This is a genomic window from Streptomyces sp. NPDC056835 (assembly GCF_042789485.1).
GTDB lineage: Bacteria > Actinomycetota > Actinomycetes > Streptomycetales > Streptomycetaceae > Streptomyces.
In genome coordinates this window covers 85049-100854 of sequence record NZ_JBHUBB010000025.1, presented here as the reverse complement: position 1 = coordinate 100854, position 15806 = coordinate 85049, and the positions used below count along the sequence as shown (strand labels likewise).

13 protein-coding genes are annotated in these 15806 nt (G+C 71.9%); all 13 read right to left on the bottom strand.

Annotated features, from left to right (window positions below):
- Window positions 1-159 precede the first annotated feature (159 nt).
- Window positions 160-1566 carry a cytochrome P450 gene (locus ACFRMN_RS26595; protein ID WP_383023553.1) on the bottom strand — a complete coding sequence of 469 codons (1407 nt, stop codon included), beginning with the start codon at window positions 1564-1566 and terminating at the stop codon, window positions 160-162.
- Window positions 1567-1613: 47 nt separating this feature from the next.
- Complete coding sequence (locus ACFRMN_RS26590) at window positions 1614-3146, bottom strand: FAD-dependent oxidoreductase (RefSeq protein ID WP_383023550.1); 1533 nt, start codon at window positions 3144-3146, stop codon at window positions 1614-1616.
- Window positions 3143-5065, bottom strand: coding sequence for a prenyltransferase/squalene oxidase repeat-containing protein (locus tag ACFRMN_RS26585; protein WP_383023547.1), 1923 nt, complete (start codon window positions 5063-5065; stop codon window positions 3143-3145). The genes ACFRMN_RS26590 and ACFRMN_RS26585 overlap by 4 nt, the downstream gene beginning before the upstream one ends.
- Entirely contained in the window at window positions 5062-5505 is a 444-nt protein-coding gene (locus ACFRMN_RS26580; protein WP_383023544.1) for a DUF2834 domain-containing protein, read from the bottom strand. The genes ACFRMN_RS26585 and ACFRMN_RS26580 overlap by 4 nt, the downstream gene beginning before the upstream one ends.
- Complete coding sequence (locus tag ACFRMN_RS26575; RefSeq protein ID WP_383023541.1) at window positions 5492-7063, bottom strand: flavin-containing monooxygenase; 1572 nt, start codon at window positions 7061-7063, stop codon at window positions 5492-5494. The genes ACFRMN_RS26580 and ACFRMN_RS26575 overlap by 14 nt, the downstream gene beginning before the upstream one ends.
- Window positions 7060-7956 (bottom strand): 1,4-dihydroxy-2-naphthoate polyprenyltransferase, encoded by an 897-nt coding sequence (locus tag ACFRMN_RS26570; protein WP_383023538.1) that lies wholly within the window; start codon window positions 7954-7956, stop codon window positions 7060-7062. The genes ACFRMN_RS26575 and ACFRMN_RS26570 overlap by 4 nt, the downstream gene beginning before the upstream one ends.
- Window positions 7953-8672: a bifunctional 2-polyprenyl-6-hydroxyphenol methylase/3-demethylubiquinol 3-O-methyltransferase UbiG gene (ubiG, locus tag ACFRMN_RS26565; RefSeq protein ID WP_383023535.1), complete on the bottom strand. Its 720-nt coding sequence runs from the start codon at window positions 8670-8672 to the stop codon at window positions 7953-7955. The genes ACFRMN_RS26570 and ubiG overlap by 4 nt, the downstream gene beginning before the upstream one ends.
- A 114-nt stretch (window positions 8673-8786) precedes the next feature.
- On the bottom strand, window positions 8787-9851 hold the full coding sequence (locus ACFRMN_RS26560; RefSeq protein WP_383023532.1) for an LLM class flavin-dependent oxidoreductase: 1065 nt from the start codon (window positions 9849-9851) through the stop codon (window positions 8787-8789).
- Between the two features lies 1 nt (window position 9852).
- Entirely contained in the window at window positions 9853-10923 is a 1071-nt protein-coding gene (locus tag ACFRMN_RS26555) for a methyltransferase (RefSeq protein ID WP_383023529.1), read from the bottom strand.
- An 18-nt stretch (window positions 10924-10941) separates the two neighbouring features.
- On the bottom strand, window positions 10942-12219 hold the full coding sequence (gene kynU / locus ACFRMN_RS26550; protein WP_383023526.1) for a kynureninase: 1278 nt from the start codon (window positions 12217-12219) through the stop codon (window positions 10942-10944).
- Between the two features lie 30 nt (window positions 12220-12249).
- Complete coding sequence (locus ACFRMN_RS26545; RefSeq protein WP_383023523.1) at window positions 12250-13077, bottom strand: tryptophan 2,3-dioxygenase; 828 nt, start codon at window positions 13075-13077, stop codon at window positions 12250-12252.
- Window positions 13064-13948, bottom strand: a complete 885-nt coding sequence (locus tag ACFRMN_RS26540) for an alpha/beta hydrolase (RefSeq protein WP_383023521.1) — start codon at window positions 13946-13948, stop codon at window positions 13064-13066. The genes ACFRMN_RS26545 and ACFRMN_RS26540 overlap by 14 nt, the downstream gene beginning before the upstream one ends.
- Entirely contained in the window at window positions 13945-15666 is a 1722-nt protein-coding gene (locus tag ACFRMN_RS26535; protein WP_383023518.1) for a polyprenyl synthetase family protein, read from the bottom strand. The genes ACFRMN_RS26540 and ACFRMN_RS26535 overlap by 4 nt, the downstream gene beginning before the upstream one ends.
- Window positions 15667-15806: the final 140 nt, after the last annotated feature.

Below are 15806 nucleotides of genomic sequence, written 5' to 3'. Positions count from 1 at the left end.
CGAGAACGCCGGTCCGTTGAACGTTACGGGCGACGGTGACAGCGTGGACCGCCCAACGCGGCGGCCGTCCTTGTCGCCGGTTCTCGTTTGGGTGGTCCCCGCCCACATCTCAGGGGTGACGGCTGCCGTCGCGGGACCGTGACGTCACGGCCTCGCGCGTCACGGGGACCCGGCCGGGACCCGCGACCGTACGGTGGCCCGCATCCGGCCCGGGTTGAGCGTGAGCTGCGGCAGCCGCGGCAGGGACAGGCTGTCGGCGTGCAGCTCGATGTGCCAGCGGCCGAGGAGCGAAGCGAGCATCAGAACGCCCTCGACGAGGGCGAACTCGTCGCCGACGCACTTGCGGGCCCCGCCCCCGAACACGGTGACGGGAACCTCCGGCCTCTTGTCCCCGGGTGCCCAGCGGTCTGGATCGAAGCGCTCCGGATCCGGGTAGAGCGTCGGCAGATGGCTGATGAGGTAGGGGCTGTACGCGACGGTCGTGCCCCGCGGGATGGCGTACGGACCGAGTCGGGTGTCGGCCTCGGTGCCCCGGGTGAGGAACCAGCCCGGCGGGTACATCCGGATGGCCTCGGTGAACACCTGCCGGGTGTAGGTGAGTTGGGGCAGGTCCTGCCAGCTCGCGGTCCTGCCGCCGAGAACCGCGTCGGTCTCGGCGGTCAGGCGGTCGCGCACCTCGGGGTGGCGGGCCGCGAGAAACAGCGACCAGCACACCGCGCCGGCCGTGGTCTCGGTGCCGGCGGAGTACATGGTCACGGCCTGGTCGACGAGTTCGTCGTCCGTCAGCGCGGGTGCGTCGCTCTCCGGGTCGCGTGCCGAGATCAGCAGCGACAGCAGGTTCGTCTCCCCCGCCTTCGCGCCCGGCCGCGCCTCCGCCCGCGCCTGGGCTTCCGCCTCCGCCTCCGCCTGCGCGCGGTAGCGGGCGGTGAGCCCGGCCATGGTCCTGCGGACCCGGCGGGTGGCCTGCTCGTACCGGACGTTCGCGGGCGTGGGCAGGGCCCGCAGCCGCTTCGGGGTGAGGCTGTGCCGGGTGAAACCGGCCAGCAGGGTGTGGAAGTCGGTGGCCAGCCGGGTGTGGAGGGCGGGGTCCAGGCCGGTACCGAAGATGGCGGAGATGACCACGTCGGCGGCGATCCGTCGGGTCTCCGTGGTGAGGTCGACGGTCTGGCCGTCGTGCCAGCCACCGAGGAGGACCTGCATCCGCTCGCCCATCACTCGGGCGTAGCCGGGGAAGCGGGCGTGGTGGAAGGCCGGCTGGATCAGCCGGCGCTGGCGGCGGTGCTCGTGCGCCGGGCAACTCGCCAGGCCCTGACCGCCGGCCTCGCGCAGCCGCTCGTAGAGTGGCCCGCCCTTGTCGAAGATCCGGTCGTGGACCAGCATCGTACGGGTGAATTCCGGGTCGCAGACCACGACGACGCGCTGCCTGCCGAGCCGGATCTCCACCAGCGGACCGTGCGCGGGCAGGCCGCGCAGGAACGCCAGCGGCGTCCGCAGGAACGCCGCCAGGTGCCCGAGCACCGGTAGCGCACCGGGTGCCTGGGCTATCACCGCCGAAGCGCTTTCCATGTCGCTCCTCCCGAGTCGTGTTCTCTGGTGAGTGGTGCGTGTCCGGCCTATGGCTCCACAGGCGCCGTCGGCGCCACCGCGCGGCGTACCGCCCGGCGTCCGGCCAGCAGCCGGACGGCAGCGGCAGCCGGGGCCAGCGCGATCCGCAGCCCGCGCAAGGCCGCCGGGCCGACAGTGCCGATGTCGCGGATCTCCACCGCCGGGGCGGCGGGCCGCAGGGCGCGGCGTACGGATTCGGCCGCCGCCAGCCCGGACCGTACGGCGCTCTCCATGCCGGCCACGCCCGGCGGAGCGGCGCAGAAGTCCCCGGCGAGGTGCAGGTTGGGCAGGGCGGTCGAGCTGACCGGCCGGTGGCGGTCGGAGTCCGGTCCCGGTGCGAAGAACGGGGCGCCGTCGTGCGGCTGGAAACAGACATGCTCGATGTCGTCCCAGGTGAGCACCGGCATATAGGCGATCAGCTCTTCCACCAGGACCTTGACCGCGTCCCTCTCCGGGAGCCCGGCGAGGGCGGAGACGCGGCCGACGACGCAGTTCAGCAGGGACGTACGGTGTCCCTCCCACACCTGGCCCACGTCGATCAGGGTGAGGGCGTGCGGGGACCCGACCAGGCGCACATGCTCGTCCGGCAGCCCCGGCAGGCGCCGCCGCAGATACACATGGAGGGCGCCGAGCGGGCGGGAGCGCAGCCGGTCCACTCCGTACGCCGGGCGCAGCGCCCCGGTGACGGCGGGGCCGAGCAGGGAGAGCCGTCCGTGCGGGACGGCGAGGACGACATGCCCGGTGACGGTTTCGGTGACCGGCCCCGCCGGGTCGGTGCCACGGACCGTCAGGTTCTCGACGCGGCCGCCGGAGACGGAGACGTCGAGCAGTTCCACGCCGGTGCGGATCTCGACGCCGTCGGCCTCCAGACGCCGCCGGAAGGGCCCGATGAGCGAGGTGTGCAGGTCGGCCCGGGGCATCCGGACCTGGCCGGGCTGCCGCGAGAACGCGGCGACGCTGCCGCGGAAGCTCGCGGCCGACGCGGCACGGCTCTCGGCGGCGCTGGACGCGACGAAAAGGTGCTCGATGTCGGCGATCGCGGTCTCGGTCAGGTACCAGCGGCCGCGCAAGAAGTCGTGAAGGGACTCGTCGCGGCCCTGGTAACGCTGGGACAGCAGGTCGATCACCCCGTAGTGGAACAGCATCCGGTCGGCGGCCGGGGTGACGCCGCAGCGGATGTCCCTGAGGATGTCGCGGAAGGTGAACAGGGACCGGAAGGACCGGAAGGCGGGGTACTCGCCCGGCAGCAGCTGGTAGAAGTTCTCGCACGCGCGGAGGTTCCCGGCGAGGCCGAGGTCGTCGATCAGCCGGAGGGCGTTGGCGTACCAGGCGGGGAAGACGTGTACGCCGTGATCCTCGACCCGGCCGCCGATAACGCGTGCGCCGGCCATGCCTCCGAGCTCGGGGGCGGCTTCCAGCAGCCGGACCGGCAGCCCCATCCTCCGGAGGTTCCAGGCCGCCGTCATCCCGGCGAGACCGCCTCCGACAACGGTCACATGCTCGGTGGCGTGTTCGATCGCGTGCTCGGCCGGGCCGGTCATCGGTGCTCCGTTCCGCCGCCGTCGGCGGCTCCAGCGATCGACGGTCCGCCGGCGGCCGGTCCGCCGGTGGCAGCGCGGTAGGCGGCCATCGCCATGACCGGGTAGACCAGGCGCAGCATGCTGTCCCGCCAGTACAGGCCGTCGTGGTGGACGACCCAGGTGTGCCAGGGTTCGTCCCAGTCACCGTCGCCCCGTTGGGTGCGGGTGAGGAAGCCCAGGCCGGCGTGTACGGCCTCGCTGTCGGCCCGGCCTGCGGCGATGAGGGCGAGCAGCGCCCAGGAGGTCTGCGAGGGATTGCTGTCCCCCCGGCCGAGCCACGCCGGGTCGCGCAAGGCACGGATGTCCTCGCCCCATCCGCCGTCCGGCTGCTGGTGTGCGGTGATCCACTCGCAGGCCCGGACCACCGCCGGGTCGCTCCCCGGTACCCCGCACGCGGTCAGGCCGGTGACGGCGGCGCTGGTGCCGTGCAGGTGGTAGCAGGCCCACCAGCCGGGCCAGGAGCCGTCGGGGTGCTGGGTACGGCGCAGCCAGGCGATGCCGCGCTGAGCGGCCGGGGCGTGGCCGCGGCCGTCGGCGCCGAGGGCTTCCAGGACATGCCCGGTGATGTCGGCCGAGGGCGCTTCGAGGAAGCCGATCCGGGCCAGCGCGGCGCGTCCGGGCAGCTGCCAGCGCAGCGGTTCGAAAGCGGCCCAGCCGCCGTCCGCGCACTGCTGGGACAGCATCCAGCGCACGGCCCGCTCGCACGCCCTGTCCACGGCGGCATGGGTGCCGCGCGGATGCAGGCGCCGCAGGGCGGCCACGGCGAACGCGGTGTCGTCGGAATCGGGGTTGGCGTCGTTGGCGAACTCGTACGGCCAGCCGCCCGGCACCGGGTCCTTGGTGAGAACGGCCCAGTCGCCGAGTTCGGTGACCTGGTTGTCGAGCAGCCAGGGAACGGCGCGGCCGGCCGCGGACCGGGCGCCGGGGTCGCCCGTCATGGCCGCGGCGGACATGGCGAGGGCGGTGTCCATGAGTACCGAGGTCCACATCTCCAGGCGGCGCTGCCCGCCGCGGTCGACCACGTACCGGTCGAGTGCCGCCATGGCCGCCTTGATGACCGGGTGGTCCTGCGGGAAGCCGGCGGAGTCCAGGCCGACCACGACGTTGGCGGTCTGTGGCCAGTTGCCGCCCCAGCTGCCGTCGCGCTCCTGGGTGCCGACGAGCCAGCGTGCCGCTTTGCGAACCGCGCGGCGGCGCAGGAAGCCGATGGGCCGGCGGGCGTACCAGTGGCTGAGAGTGGTGGCGATCCGTGCGGCGCGGGGCCGGGGCAGCCTCCGCCGGGAGCCGGGCGAGGCGAACAGCTCGGTCAGGGTGAAGCCGACGGGGGTGACGGGGCGGCGGGCCATGAGCAGGCTGTTGGCGACGACGATGCCGCGGGCGGCGGCGCCGATCTGGTAGATGCTGCCCGGACACCTGGGGGGCAGCAGGACCAGCTCGGGCGGGATGAGCGGGATGTCGCGCCACGGCCAGAGCCCGATCAGGGCCAGCCAGGCGAGCATGGTCGGATTGTCGACGGCCTCGATGCCGCCGCCCGCGCGGATGGCGGCGGCGGCCGCGCGCAGCTCCGGCTCGTCCGTGTCGTGGCCGGCCAGGCGCAGCGCGACGTAGCAGAAGACGGAGAGCAGGAGTTCGTCCGGTCCCTTGTGGTGGGCGGCCCAGCCGCCCGTGGGGCTCTGGCCGGCGAGGATGGTCCGGGCGGTGGCGGCGACGGAGCCGTCGTCGGGCAGCCGCAGGAAGTGACGCAGCATCACATCGGCGGCCTCACCGATCAGGCTGGTCTCGAACTCGCCCTTCCAGTACCCGGCGGGGTCCTGGCGGCGCTGGAGGGCGCCTACGGCCGCGGCCAGGGCGCGCTCGACGGTGGCGTCGCTGGTCATCATCGCCTCGTTCCCCTCGTGGTGGTGTCCATGGGCGCGGAGCGCGGCCCGGGTGGACCGGGTGGACCGGGTGGGCCGTCGCCCGCCGCGATCTTGAGCTGGCGTACGAGCATGAAGAGCGGGAAGCTCACGCACAGCGCCAGCGCCGGGGCGCCGACGATGTACGCCCAGACGTGGCGGATACGGTGCCGCCGGGCCTCGACGATCATGTAGCCGGCCAGTACGAGCCAGATGAGCGTGAGGTCCGCGTAGATGAACCGCGAGGCCAGGTTGCCCAGGGCCTCGGTCAGGAAGTCCCGTACGACCCCGGTGGGGCCGCCGTCGAGGTGGCCGGCCACGTAGCCGGCGGCCATGCCGGCCATCACGGCGAAGCCGCCGAGGGTGAACAGCCCGTAGAACACGCACAGGGCGCGGTCCTGCCCGCGCACGTCACCGAATCGCACCACTGGAGCCTCCAGAGCCGGGGGGTGGGGGTGAGTCGTACCGGTAGTCGTCGAGGTCGAAGTGGCGTGCGCGCCAGGCGGCTTCGTAGGTCGTGGCCGGCCGGACGGCCGGGGCGTCGCCGTGAGTGCCGTCGAAGTAGTAGCTGTTTGAGCCCCGGCAGCGAGGGCTGGCGAAGATGGTGCCGCGCTGGCGGCGCAGGGTCGCGCGGAAGGACCTGTCGTGGGGCTCGGGCCGGATGACGGCCTGGGTGGCGTCGCGGCGCCGGGCCTCCCGGATGACGCGCAGCGCGTGGGTGACCTGGTAGTCGATCGCGCCGAACCAGGAGCCGCCGGTGAAGGAGTACGGCCCGACGATGAACCACAGGTTCGGGAAGCCCTTGACGGAGCTGCCCTCGTACGCCTGGAAGCGTTCGGTCCGCCAGAACTCGCGCAGGTCGCGGCCGTCGGGGCCGGTCATCGGGAAGGACGGCAGGTTCTCCAGGACGTGGAAGCCGGTGGCCAGGACCACGACATCGGTCTCGCGCTCGGTGCCGTCGGCCGTGCGGACCGCTGTCGGGGTGACCCGCTCGATCGGGTCCGTGACGAGTCCGACGTTGTCGCGGGTGAAGGAGCGCCAGTAGCCCCGGGCGAAGGAGGGCCGCTTGCAGCCCAGCGCGTACGCGGGGGTGAGGCGGTCGATCAGATCCCGGTCCCCGCGGACTTCGCGCCGCAGATAGAGCCTGGAGACCGCCTCACCGGCCCGCACCAGGAAGGGGAAGCGGCGGTGGTGGACCATGGCGATGACGAAGCTGCCTTCGGTCACGGCGTCGGTGAGCGCCTTGACCGCCCGCTGGGTCCACGGCGCGGCCGCGAAGAGCCGCCGCGCGGTCTCGGGGAGCGCGAGGTCCGGTTTGGGGAAGATCCAGATCGGGGTGCGCTGGTAGACGTCGAGCCGGGCCACCTCGGGGGCGATCGCCGGGACCACCTGGACGGCCGAGGCACCGGTGCCGATGACGGCGACGCGGCGCCCGGCCAGCTTCAGGGAAGGGTCCCAGGCGGCGGTGTGGACGACTTCGCCGCGGAAGTCCTCCAGGCCGTCGAGGGCGGGTGACTTGGGCCGGGTGAGCCAGCCGGTGGCGCATATGACGAAGCGTGCCGTGAGCGCGGTGCCGTCCGCGAGGACGACCTGCCACTGGTGGCGGGCGGCGTCGTAGCCGGCCCGGACCACCTTCGCGTTCAGACGTATCCGGGGCCTGATGCCGTAGGTGTCGACGCAGTGGTCGGCGTATGCCTTCAGCTCGGCGCCCGGCGGGAAGAGACGCGAGGGGGACGGCAGCGGTTCGAAGGTGTAGGAGTAGGAGAAGCCGGTGATGTCGACGGCGATGCCGGGATACCGGTTGGCGTGCCAGGTGCCGCCCGCGCCGTCCTGCTCGTCCAGGACCAGGAAGTCGTCGATGCCGGCCCGGCGCAGTCCGATGGCCGCGCCGATGCCGGCGAACCCGGCGCCGATCACCAGTACCTCGTGGTCGGGGCGGGACGCGCGCGCCGCCGTCCCGCGGTCCTCCGCACGGCCGGTCACCGGGCGAGGCCGATCGCGAGGAGGGTCCCGAAGGCGAGCAGCAGCAGACAGGTGTGCTCCAGCACCGCGACCAGGTCGCCCCCGCGGGCCCCGCTCAGCACCCGGCGCAGCGGGATCACGGCGAACGGCAGTGCGGCCAGCACCAGCAGGGCCCAGGGCCGGGCCGGCGCGAGGGCCACCGCGGAGACGAAGGTGACGACGAGGCAGAGCACGTAGAGCACGCGGGTGCGCCGGTCGCCGATCCGTACCGCGAGGGTGATCTTCCCGGCGGCGGTGTCGGTGGGGATGTCGCGGAGGTTGTTGGTGACGAGCAGTGCGCAGACCAGGACGCCGACGGGGACGGAGGCGGCCGGCGCCAGCAGCGGTACCCGGCCGAGCTGGATATAGGCGGTGGCGCAGACGGCGATGACCCCGTGGAAGAGGAAGACGCCGACTTCGCCGAGCCCGCGGTAGCCGTACGGCCGGGAGCCTCCCGTGTAGAACCAGCCGCCGAGCGCGCACAGAGCCGTCAGCGCCAGCAGCCACCAGGAGACGGTGACGGCCAGAACGATGCCGGTGAGGGCGGCGACGGCGTACAGCACGAGGCCGTTACGCAGGACCTGCCGGGGGCCGGCCTTCCCGGAGCCGACCAGCCGGACGGGGCCGACCCGGTGCGCGTCGGTGCCCCGGACGCCGTCGCTGTAGTCGTTGAAGAAGTTGGTGCCGAGGACGAAGCTCAGCCCGTACACCAGGGTCAGGGTGGTACGCGGGACGCTGAGCGGGGCGTGTGAGTACGCGACGGCGGTGCCGACGGCGATGGGTGCGAGGGTCGCGGGCAGGGTCTTCAGCCGGGCCCCGGTCACCCAGTTCCGCAGGGCGCCCGCGCCGCCCGCCGTGTGCTGGGGCGCGGTCATGCTTTGGTCCCCGCGCCGAGGTAGAGCACACCGGTGGCCGGGACGGGGACCATACGGACCTCCGCGCGCCGGCCTGCGAGGAAGCGCACCCCGTCGCCGAAGTGCGGCCGCAAGCCGATCAGGTCGAGTTCCACACCGTGGGCGCGGGCGGTCCGTGTGAGCCGTGCGCGGTTGACGAAGAGGCGGTGGTCGTGGGTGCCGCGGGGCGGCCGGCCGGGGACGGGAAGGTTCTCGGCGACGGTGATGGCGAGCAACCGCGCCAGGCGGGTGTCGGCGATGGTGTCGACGATCAGTGTGCCGCCGGGGCGCAGGACCCGGCACGCCTCCGCGGTCACCGCGTACGGGTCCGGAACGTGTTCCAGACACTGCCCGGCCGTGACCACATCGAAGGAGTCCGCGGCGAAGGGCAACCGGGTGATATCGGCCTGGACGACGGCGTCGAAGCCGTGCCGGCGGGCCTCGCCCAGGGCCAGGGCCGACAGGTCCACGCCGACGAGCCGGTAGCCCTTGCCCGCGAGGTGCGGGCCGGACAGGCCGCCGCCGCAGCCGACATCGAGCAGCGCGGCGCCGGCGCGGCGGGCGGCGGGGACGAACTCCGCGCGGGCGCGGGCGATCCAGCCCAGCGGGGCGAGCGGCCCCCGGGGGTCCCACCACTGTCCGGCGAGACCGTCGTAATCGGTGATGAAGTTCTTGCGGAGCCCTGACACGACCACCATCCGGTACGGGGCAGGCGGGGCCAGGCCGGCGGGAGGCTGGGGCGTGTCGCGAAAGTGGCGCCGGCCGCCCGCGGGGGGCGCCGTAAGCCGGACGGGACTTTCGCGACACGCGTCCTACGCCCGCGTGAGCCGTGGCATGACCTGCGTGGCGAACAGTTCGATTGAGGTGCGCGCGAGTTCGGGGTCGAGGTCCGAGAAGGAGAACTGGATGCTGGCCGTCTCGAAGCCCCCGCAGGCCGCGTGGTAGTCCAGCAGCATGGCGGTGATCTCATCGGGTGAGCCGACGAGCGCGGAGCCGCGCTCGTAGAGCCGGTCGAAGTCGTCGTGGCGGAGTTTTTCGATCATCCGCTCGTAGCCGGGGTAGGCGGCGCTGCGGACGCCGCCGGTGGTCCATTCCTCCGTGGCTTCGGCCAGCAGCCGCAGATAGCGGTTGACGGGTTCGCGTGCCGCCGCCCGCGCGGCGTCGCCGTCGGGCAGGCACAGCATGTGGAAGGCGAGCATGACGCGGCCGGTGCCGGGGTGCCCGGCCTCCTTCCACGCGGCCCGGTAGAGATCGAGGTTCGCGCGCAGCGACTGGGGCACCACCGGCTGGGCCATCACCCCGTGTCCGAGCCGCCCGGCGAGGCGGAAGCTCTCCGGTGAGGACAGCGCGGCGACCCAGAGGGGCGGGTGGGGGCGCTGGGTGGGGCGGGGCAGGGAGGTGGTCGCGGGGAAGCGGTGGAACCGGCCGTCGTGGGCCACGTCCTCATCGGCCAGCAGGTCGCGGATGATCCGTATGCCCTCGTCGAAGCGGTCCCGGCTCTCGTCCATGTCGACGCCGAACCGCTGGAACTCGTGCGGGAGGAAAGCCCGCGCCAACCCGATCTCGGCGCGTCCGCCGGAGATGGCGTCGAGCATGCCGATCTCACCGGCCAGCTTCAGCGGATGGTTGAAGGCGGGCAGGACCGCCCCGGTGATCAGCTTCAGCCGACGGCTGCGCTGGGCGGCGGCCGCGAGGAAGACGATGGGGTTCGGGGAGTACCCGCCGTACCGGCGGAAGTAGTGCTCGACGATGCGTACGTGGTGGAAACCGAGCCGGTCGCCGAGCTCGACGAAGTCGAGGCAGCGGGCGAAGTACTCGGCGGCGGCGCGGTCGCGCTCGTCCACGTCGGGGAAGAAGGCCAGGCCGACGTCGATCATGTCACTCACCCCTTGTCCGTGGGCCGGTCGTCGCCTTGCGCGCCATGATCAGGCCGTGGGGCGTCCAGCTCTTGCCGGAAATCCGGACCGCGTGGGAGAAACCGGCGTCGGCCAGCCACTCCTCGTACCGCCCCCAGGGATGGATCATGCTGCTGCCGGTGGGCAGGGTGGCGAAGTAGACGTTGTCGAGTGCCGCGTAGAGCGGCCCGTCGCCGGTGTCGTCGGCCATGGCGCTGAAGATGAGGACCCGGCCGCCGTCAGGCAGCGCCTCGTACGCCTTGCGCAGCAGTGCGCGGTTCTCCTCGGGGGACCAGATGACGAGCTGGTTGGCGAAGAGCACGCAGTCGTGGCCCGGCGGGAAGGGGTCGCTGAACATGTCGCCCTCGACGACGCCGATCCGGCCGTCCAGGCCGTCCCGGCGGATCTTGTCCCGGGCAAGGGCACCTGCCCCGGGGAGGTCGAAGACGGTGAAGCCGACACCCGGATTGGCCTCGGCGAGCGCGATGGCGTTGACGCCGTCGCCGCCGCCGACGTCGAGGACCCGGTGGACGCCGCCCAGGTCGGCGTTGCCGACGAGGACCGGGTTGGCCAGCGTCGACCAGGACTTCATACAGCGGAAGAAGAGCCGCTCCAGATCGGGGCTGCCGGCGAGACGCTGGTAGAGGTCGTCGCCGTCGCCGGGGAAACGCGCCAGCCCGGCGTTGGTGTTGCCGCGCAGCGAGGCGGTGAAGTCCAGGGCGGCGGGCCCGGCGATCTTCTGCTGGAATTCGGCGAGATCCTCGATGATCTCCCAGTCGCCCTGCGCGAAGAACTCCCGCACCAGCGGGGCGTTGTCGTAGCGGCCGTCGGTGTGCTCGGTCAGGCCGAGCGCGGTCGTGCCGAGCAGCAGCATCCGGGCCGGGCGGGGCGCGAGGCCCAGCTCCTGCCCTATCAGGCCGGCGGACAGGCCGGGCCGTCGCCGCAGCAGCCTGAACAGCCCCAGCTCGGAGCCGGAGTACAGCATCTGGAAGGCCGCCGCGCCGAACAGGATGCCGACCAGTCCGTCCCTCGTCAGTGGGCTCTTGCCTGTCACGTGCTCCTCATCCCTCTCTCAGGTCACCCGGGGCCGGGCGGTGGACAGTTGCTCGTGGCCACGGCTCCCCATGAGACGGCGGAGACGGTCGAGCCCGTCCCAGACGTCGGTGAAGCGCGTGTACAGCGGAGCCATCCCGATCCGGAGCCGGTCGGGGGGCCGGAAGTCGCAGATGACGCCACGGGCGCGCAGTGCGCGGCAGACGCGCTCGGCGTCGGGGTGGGCGAGCGCGAGGTGCGATCCGCGCCGGACGGGGTCGGGCGGGGAGGCCGGCCGGAAGCCGTACGGGGTCAGCCAGGCCTCCGCCAGGCGGGCCGCCAGCTCACCGAGCCGCAGGGACTTCTCGCGCAGCAGGGTCACCGGCGCCTGTTCGAGGACGTCGAGCGCGGGCTCGGCCGCCGCCAGCGACAGCAACGGGGGTGTGCCCACCAGGAAGCGGTCGAGGCCGTCCACCGGTTCGTAGCGCTCCCCCATCGCGAACTGGTCGCGCTGCCCGTACCAGCCCCAGACCGGCTGCCGCAGCCGCGTCTGGAGGTCCCGCCGTACGTAGAGGAAGGCGGGCGCTCCCGGTCCGCAATTGAGGTACTTGTACGTGGATCCCACCGCCAGGTCCGCCCCGTCGGCGGTGAGCCGCAGCGGGATGACGCCGCCGGCGTGGCTGAGGTCCCACAGCACCAGGGCGCCGGCCGCCTCGGCGGCGCGGTTGACGGCGGCCATGTCGAGGAGCGCGCCCGAGCGGTAGGAGACCAGGGACAGCACGACGAGGGCGATGTCACCGCCGGTCGCCCCGCCGAGGGTCCGGGCGAGCTCGTCCTGGTCGAGGCCCAGGTCGGGGTCGGAGCGCAGGGTCACGAGCTTCAGTCCGCGCTGGGCGGCCAGGCCCTGGAGGAGGTAGCGGTTGGTGGGGAAATCGTCGCTGTCGGCCAGAACGGTGCGACGGCCCGGCCGGGCGTCCAGGGCCGCGGCGGCCAGCTTGTAGAGGTTGACGGAGGTGGAGTCCGAGAGCACCACCTCACCGGGGCGGGCGCCGAGGGTGTGGGCGGCGAGCCGGTCGCCCAGGCGCCGGCTCCAGTCGATCCAGGTCTCCCAGGAGCGCACCAGACCGGTGCCCCAGCCCTCCCGCACCACCTGGTCGAGGAAGCCGGGGGTGGCGGCGGGCAGCCGTCCGAGGGAGTTCCCGTCGAGGTAGATGGTGTCCGGCTCGTCACAGACGAACCGCTGCCGAAGGGCGCGCAGTGGGTCCTCGGCGTCCAGCCGTTCGGCGGCGTCGCGCGTGATCGCCGTGTCCGTGGTCATCCGTGGGCTCCTTCTCCTCTTCCCGCCCGGTCACAGGCCGGAGCGGACCGACCAGAGTTCGGGGAAGAAACGGTGGTCGGCGATGGCGGCGAGCCAGCGCGAACCATCGGTGCCGCCGGTGCCCGGCTTGTCGCCCAGCAGCCGCTGCACCGTCAGCAGGTGGGTGTAGCGCCAGCGCGCGAACGACTCGGCGGTGTCCATGAGCGCTTCGCCCAGCAGAAACAGCTCGTGGTGCCGGCCGGGCGGTTCGTACACCCGCCGCCAGGCGGCCGCCACGTGCTCGTCGGGCTGGTAGGGCAGGGATACGTCGCGGTCGGCGCATTCCCTGGGGATGCCCGGGTCCCGCCTGGCCAGGAAGCGGATGGTCTCGTCGTAGAGGCTGGGCGCGCGCAGCTGCCCGAGCAGATCGGTGTGGTTCGGGGTGCCCCGGTGGGGCGCCACCAGGTCCGGGTTCTTGTTCCCGAGCAGGAACTCCAGGCGGCGGTAGCTGACGGACTGGAAGCCCGAGGCGGAGCCGAGGACCGCGCGGATCGCGGCGAACTCGCCCGGGGACAGCGCGCTCAGGGGGTCCCAGCAGGACAGCAGCACCCGCTGGACCCGGCCGGCCCGGCGCAGGGTCCACAGGGTCTCGTCGAGCCGGTCGGCGGCGAGGTGGTCGCGGGCCGTGGTGAACTCCGTGTGCAGGAGTTTGAAGAGGAGTTCCTTGACCTGGCTGAGGATGATGAAGCCCGGCTCGGCGTCCGTGCCGGTCCGCGGTTCCTGGAGCGACAGCAGGGTGTCCATGTGGGCGTAGGCCGCGTAGGGCGTGGTGTTCCGCGGGTCGGGGTCCGTGCCCTGCTGGGGACTATTCGTGTGCACGCTGTCCCTTCCTGGTGGTCGCGGCGTCGGGGGCCTGTATCTGGGCCAGGACGGCCCTGCCGAGCGCGGTGTGCGGCTCGCCCAGGTCATAGGGGAGGTCGAAGTGGTCACGGGCCGGGCAGACGATCTCGGTGACGGGGGCGCGTGGCCGGAGCAGCGCTGTCATCGTGTCGTGCTGCCGGATGAACTCGCCGGTCTCGCGCCCGCCCCTGGCGATGACGACCGGCGGGAGCCGCGCGGGCAGGTGGTAGAGCGGGCTGTTGCGCAGCGCGGCGCCTCGGTCGAGCGCGAGCGGGCCGTTCACGTACGTGTGCCGCAGCGGTTCCAGGTCGTAGACGCCGCTCAGCAGGGTGGCGCCGGCGATCCGGTGCGTGTCGTCGCGGACGAGGGCCATCGCGACCAGGTGGGCGCCCGCGGAACTGCCGCTGAGATGGATGCGGCGCGGGTCGATTCCGAAGCGGGGAGCGTTCTCGTGGAGCCATACCACCGCCTCGTGGACCATGGTGACGATCTCGTCGAGGTGATAAGCGGGTGCGAGGCCGTAGTCGAGTGCCGCGAAGGCGATATCGGAGGCGAGGAAGCCGGTTGCCGCGAAGGAGGATTCCTCTTTGGTCACCTCCTGCCAGTAACCGCCGTGCACAAAGACCTGGAGCGGTGCTTCGCGGCCCGATACGGGAAATAGGTCGAGTCGCGCCTCGGGGGCCGGTCCGTATGCGAGCGAGATGAGCGGACGGTGCTGGTCGCGCGCGTCGGCACTACGCCGGGCGTATTCGTTCAGGCAGGCGGGAAAATCGGGGACGAGGGAGCTGGGCGAGTACTCACGGTCGAGCTCGGATCGGCTGAATCCCATGAATGCGGTGGCCTCGCTCATTCGCCGGTCCCATAGGCGGCGCAGGCGGCGTGGAAGAGCTCCACAAAATGGGGGTCGATGGCGTCACGGCCCGGGGAGTAGTAGCCGCCGAAACGGCGGTGGTACTCCTCGAAGAACTCCTTCTTGTCTTTGAGGAACAGGATGTCGTGGAGGGCCATGGCGCGTATAGCGACCAGTGGGACCGGTGAGCGGTTGACGGGGAAATCCCGATTCCTGGCCGCCGGTTCCGGGCAGGAAGGATGGAATTGGCCGATCATCACGCCACGGCGCACCGCCTCCGGTTTGACCGCGCGATGTGCGTCGTCGAGCAGACTGCCCTGGTCGGGTGCGAGATCGGGAAGAATCACGAGAAGGCTGCGGAGCGTGGGATTCGATCCCGCCCATGCGATGAGATCGAATTCGTCGAGAGCACGGCTCAGGAGGTCGGTAATGCCGTCGACGCTGGGCGACGGGCCCACGGTGTGTGTCCGTATTTCCAGTGAACCGGCCCGCAGGGAGGGCGATACGAACGGGCAGACGGCGCCGGTGCGGCCGATCAGCTCGTGGGGGCGGGTGATGTAGGCGTTCAGCCAGTCGCGGACCGCCGCCAGCGCGGCGGTCGTGGACCACGCGGCCGGTGCCGGCGGCGGGGAGGCCGCGCCGGTGCCGGCGCGCAGCTCTTGGAGGGCGGGGTGCTGGGCGGCGAGCCTGTCGACGAGTCCGCGCAGGTAGCGGCCGACAGCGGGCGCGCTGGAAGCGAAGGCGGACTGGGACTCCACAGCCTTCAGAGCACTGTCCACGTGCCGCTGCGCCGTGTCGACGGCCCGACGGATCGCGCCGGACTCGTGCAGCAGGGCGGTGATCTCGCGGCACTGTACGTCGGAGAGCGGCTGGGCGCGCAGGGCGGACACCAGGCGGTCGGGCTGGTCCTGGACCGCGTAGATCACCGGAAGCGTGTACACGCCGTTGAGGAGGTCCTTGGCGATTTCCTTTCCGGTGCTGTCACTGCAGAGATCCAGAATGTCGTCCCAGATCTGGAAGGCCATGCCGAGGTGGTGGCCGAAGCTCGCCAGCGCCTCCTGGGCTTCCCTGCTCGCGCCGCTCCGGAGGGCGCCCAGTGCGGTCGCCGCCTTCATCAGCCGCGCGGTCTTGCCCGAGATGGCGGCCAGATAGTCCTCTTCGGAGCGCAGCGGATCGTAGAGCTGGCTGGATTCCAGCATCTGACCGACGCATACGTCGACCAGGGTTTCAGCCATCGGCTTCAGATGGGACACCCCGAGTTCGGCGGCGACCTGCATACAACGGGCCAGCAGATAGTCCCCCACGAGCAGCGCGACGGCGGGGCCGTATTTCGCATTCGCGGTGGGTCTGCCGCGCCTTATCCGCGCGTCGTCGATGAGATCGTCGTGGTGAAGGGTGGCGATGTGGAGAATCTCGACGGCGGCGGCGGAATCGATGACACGCGGGTCAGTGGCGGCGCCCGGTTCACCCTCCAGGAGATAGGCGGAAAGCAATACGAGAGTGGGACGAAGAAGACGGCCGGTATGCTCGACGGCATACATGACCGGGTCCTGGATCTTTGGATTCTGCGGCGCGACCAGAGAACGCAGCCTTTCACGGACCCGCGCCACGTCCTCGTCCAGTTGTTCATGAACTCGGACGAGGCCCGCGTCTTCCAGAAAATCCGTCGTGATCAGAGCTGGAGCATCCCTCATAGACACTTCCTTCAGCCGTGACACCCGGCAAACAAGTCACAGGCTATTGGGGAATCCATAGGGCACGCCAGAGTCTTCGGGGACGCATTTCCCGGTGCAAAGGAACTATTAAGTCCACTTTAACTACACGTACGGGAGATTTAGCCACGAGGCCGCCAAATAGG

What these genes read in the sequence shown, in the direction of transcription:
- ACFRMN_RS26570 (WP_383023538.1), bottom strand. Translation starts at nt 7,956, where the DNA reads ATGACCGCGCCCCAGCACACGGCGGGCGGCGCGGGCGCCCTGCGGAAC.
- kynU (WP_383023526.1), bottom strand. Translation starts at nt 12,219, where the DNA reads ATGACCACGGACACGGCGATCACGCGCGACGCCGCCGAACGGCTGGAC.
- ACFRMN_RS26595 (WP_383023553.1), bottom strand. Translation starts at nt 1,566, where the DNA reads ATGGAAAGCGCTTCGGCGGTGATAGCCCAGGCACCCGGTGCGCTACCG.
- ACFRMN_RS26585 (WP_383023547.1), bottom strand. Translation starts at nt 5,065, where the DNA reads ATGATGACCAGCGACGCCACCGTCGAGCGCGCCCTGGCCGCGGCCGTA.
- ACFRMN_RS26560 (WP_383023532.1), bottom strand. Translation starts at nt 9,851, where the DNA reads ATGATCGACGTCGGCCTGGCCTTCTTCCCCGACGTGGACGAGCGCGAC.
- ACFRMN_RS26540 (WP_383023521.1), bottom strand. Translation starts at nt 13,948, where the DNA reads ATGAGCGAGGCCACCGCATTCATGGGATTCAGCCGATCCGAGCTCGAC.
- ubiG (WP_383023535.1), bottom strand. Translation starts at nt 8,672, where the DNA reads ATGGTGGTCGTGTCAGGGCTCCGCAAGAACTTCATCACCGATTACGAC.
- ACFRMN_RS26590 (WP_383023550.1), bottom strand. Translation starts at nt 3,146, where the DNA reads ATGACCGGCCCGGCCGAGCACGCGATCGAACACGCCACCGAGCATGTG.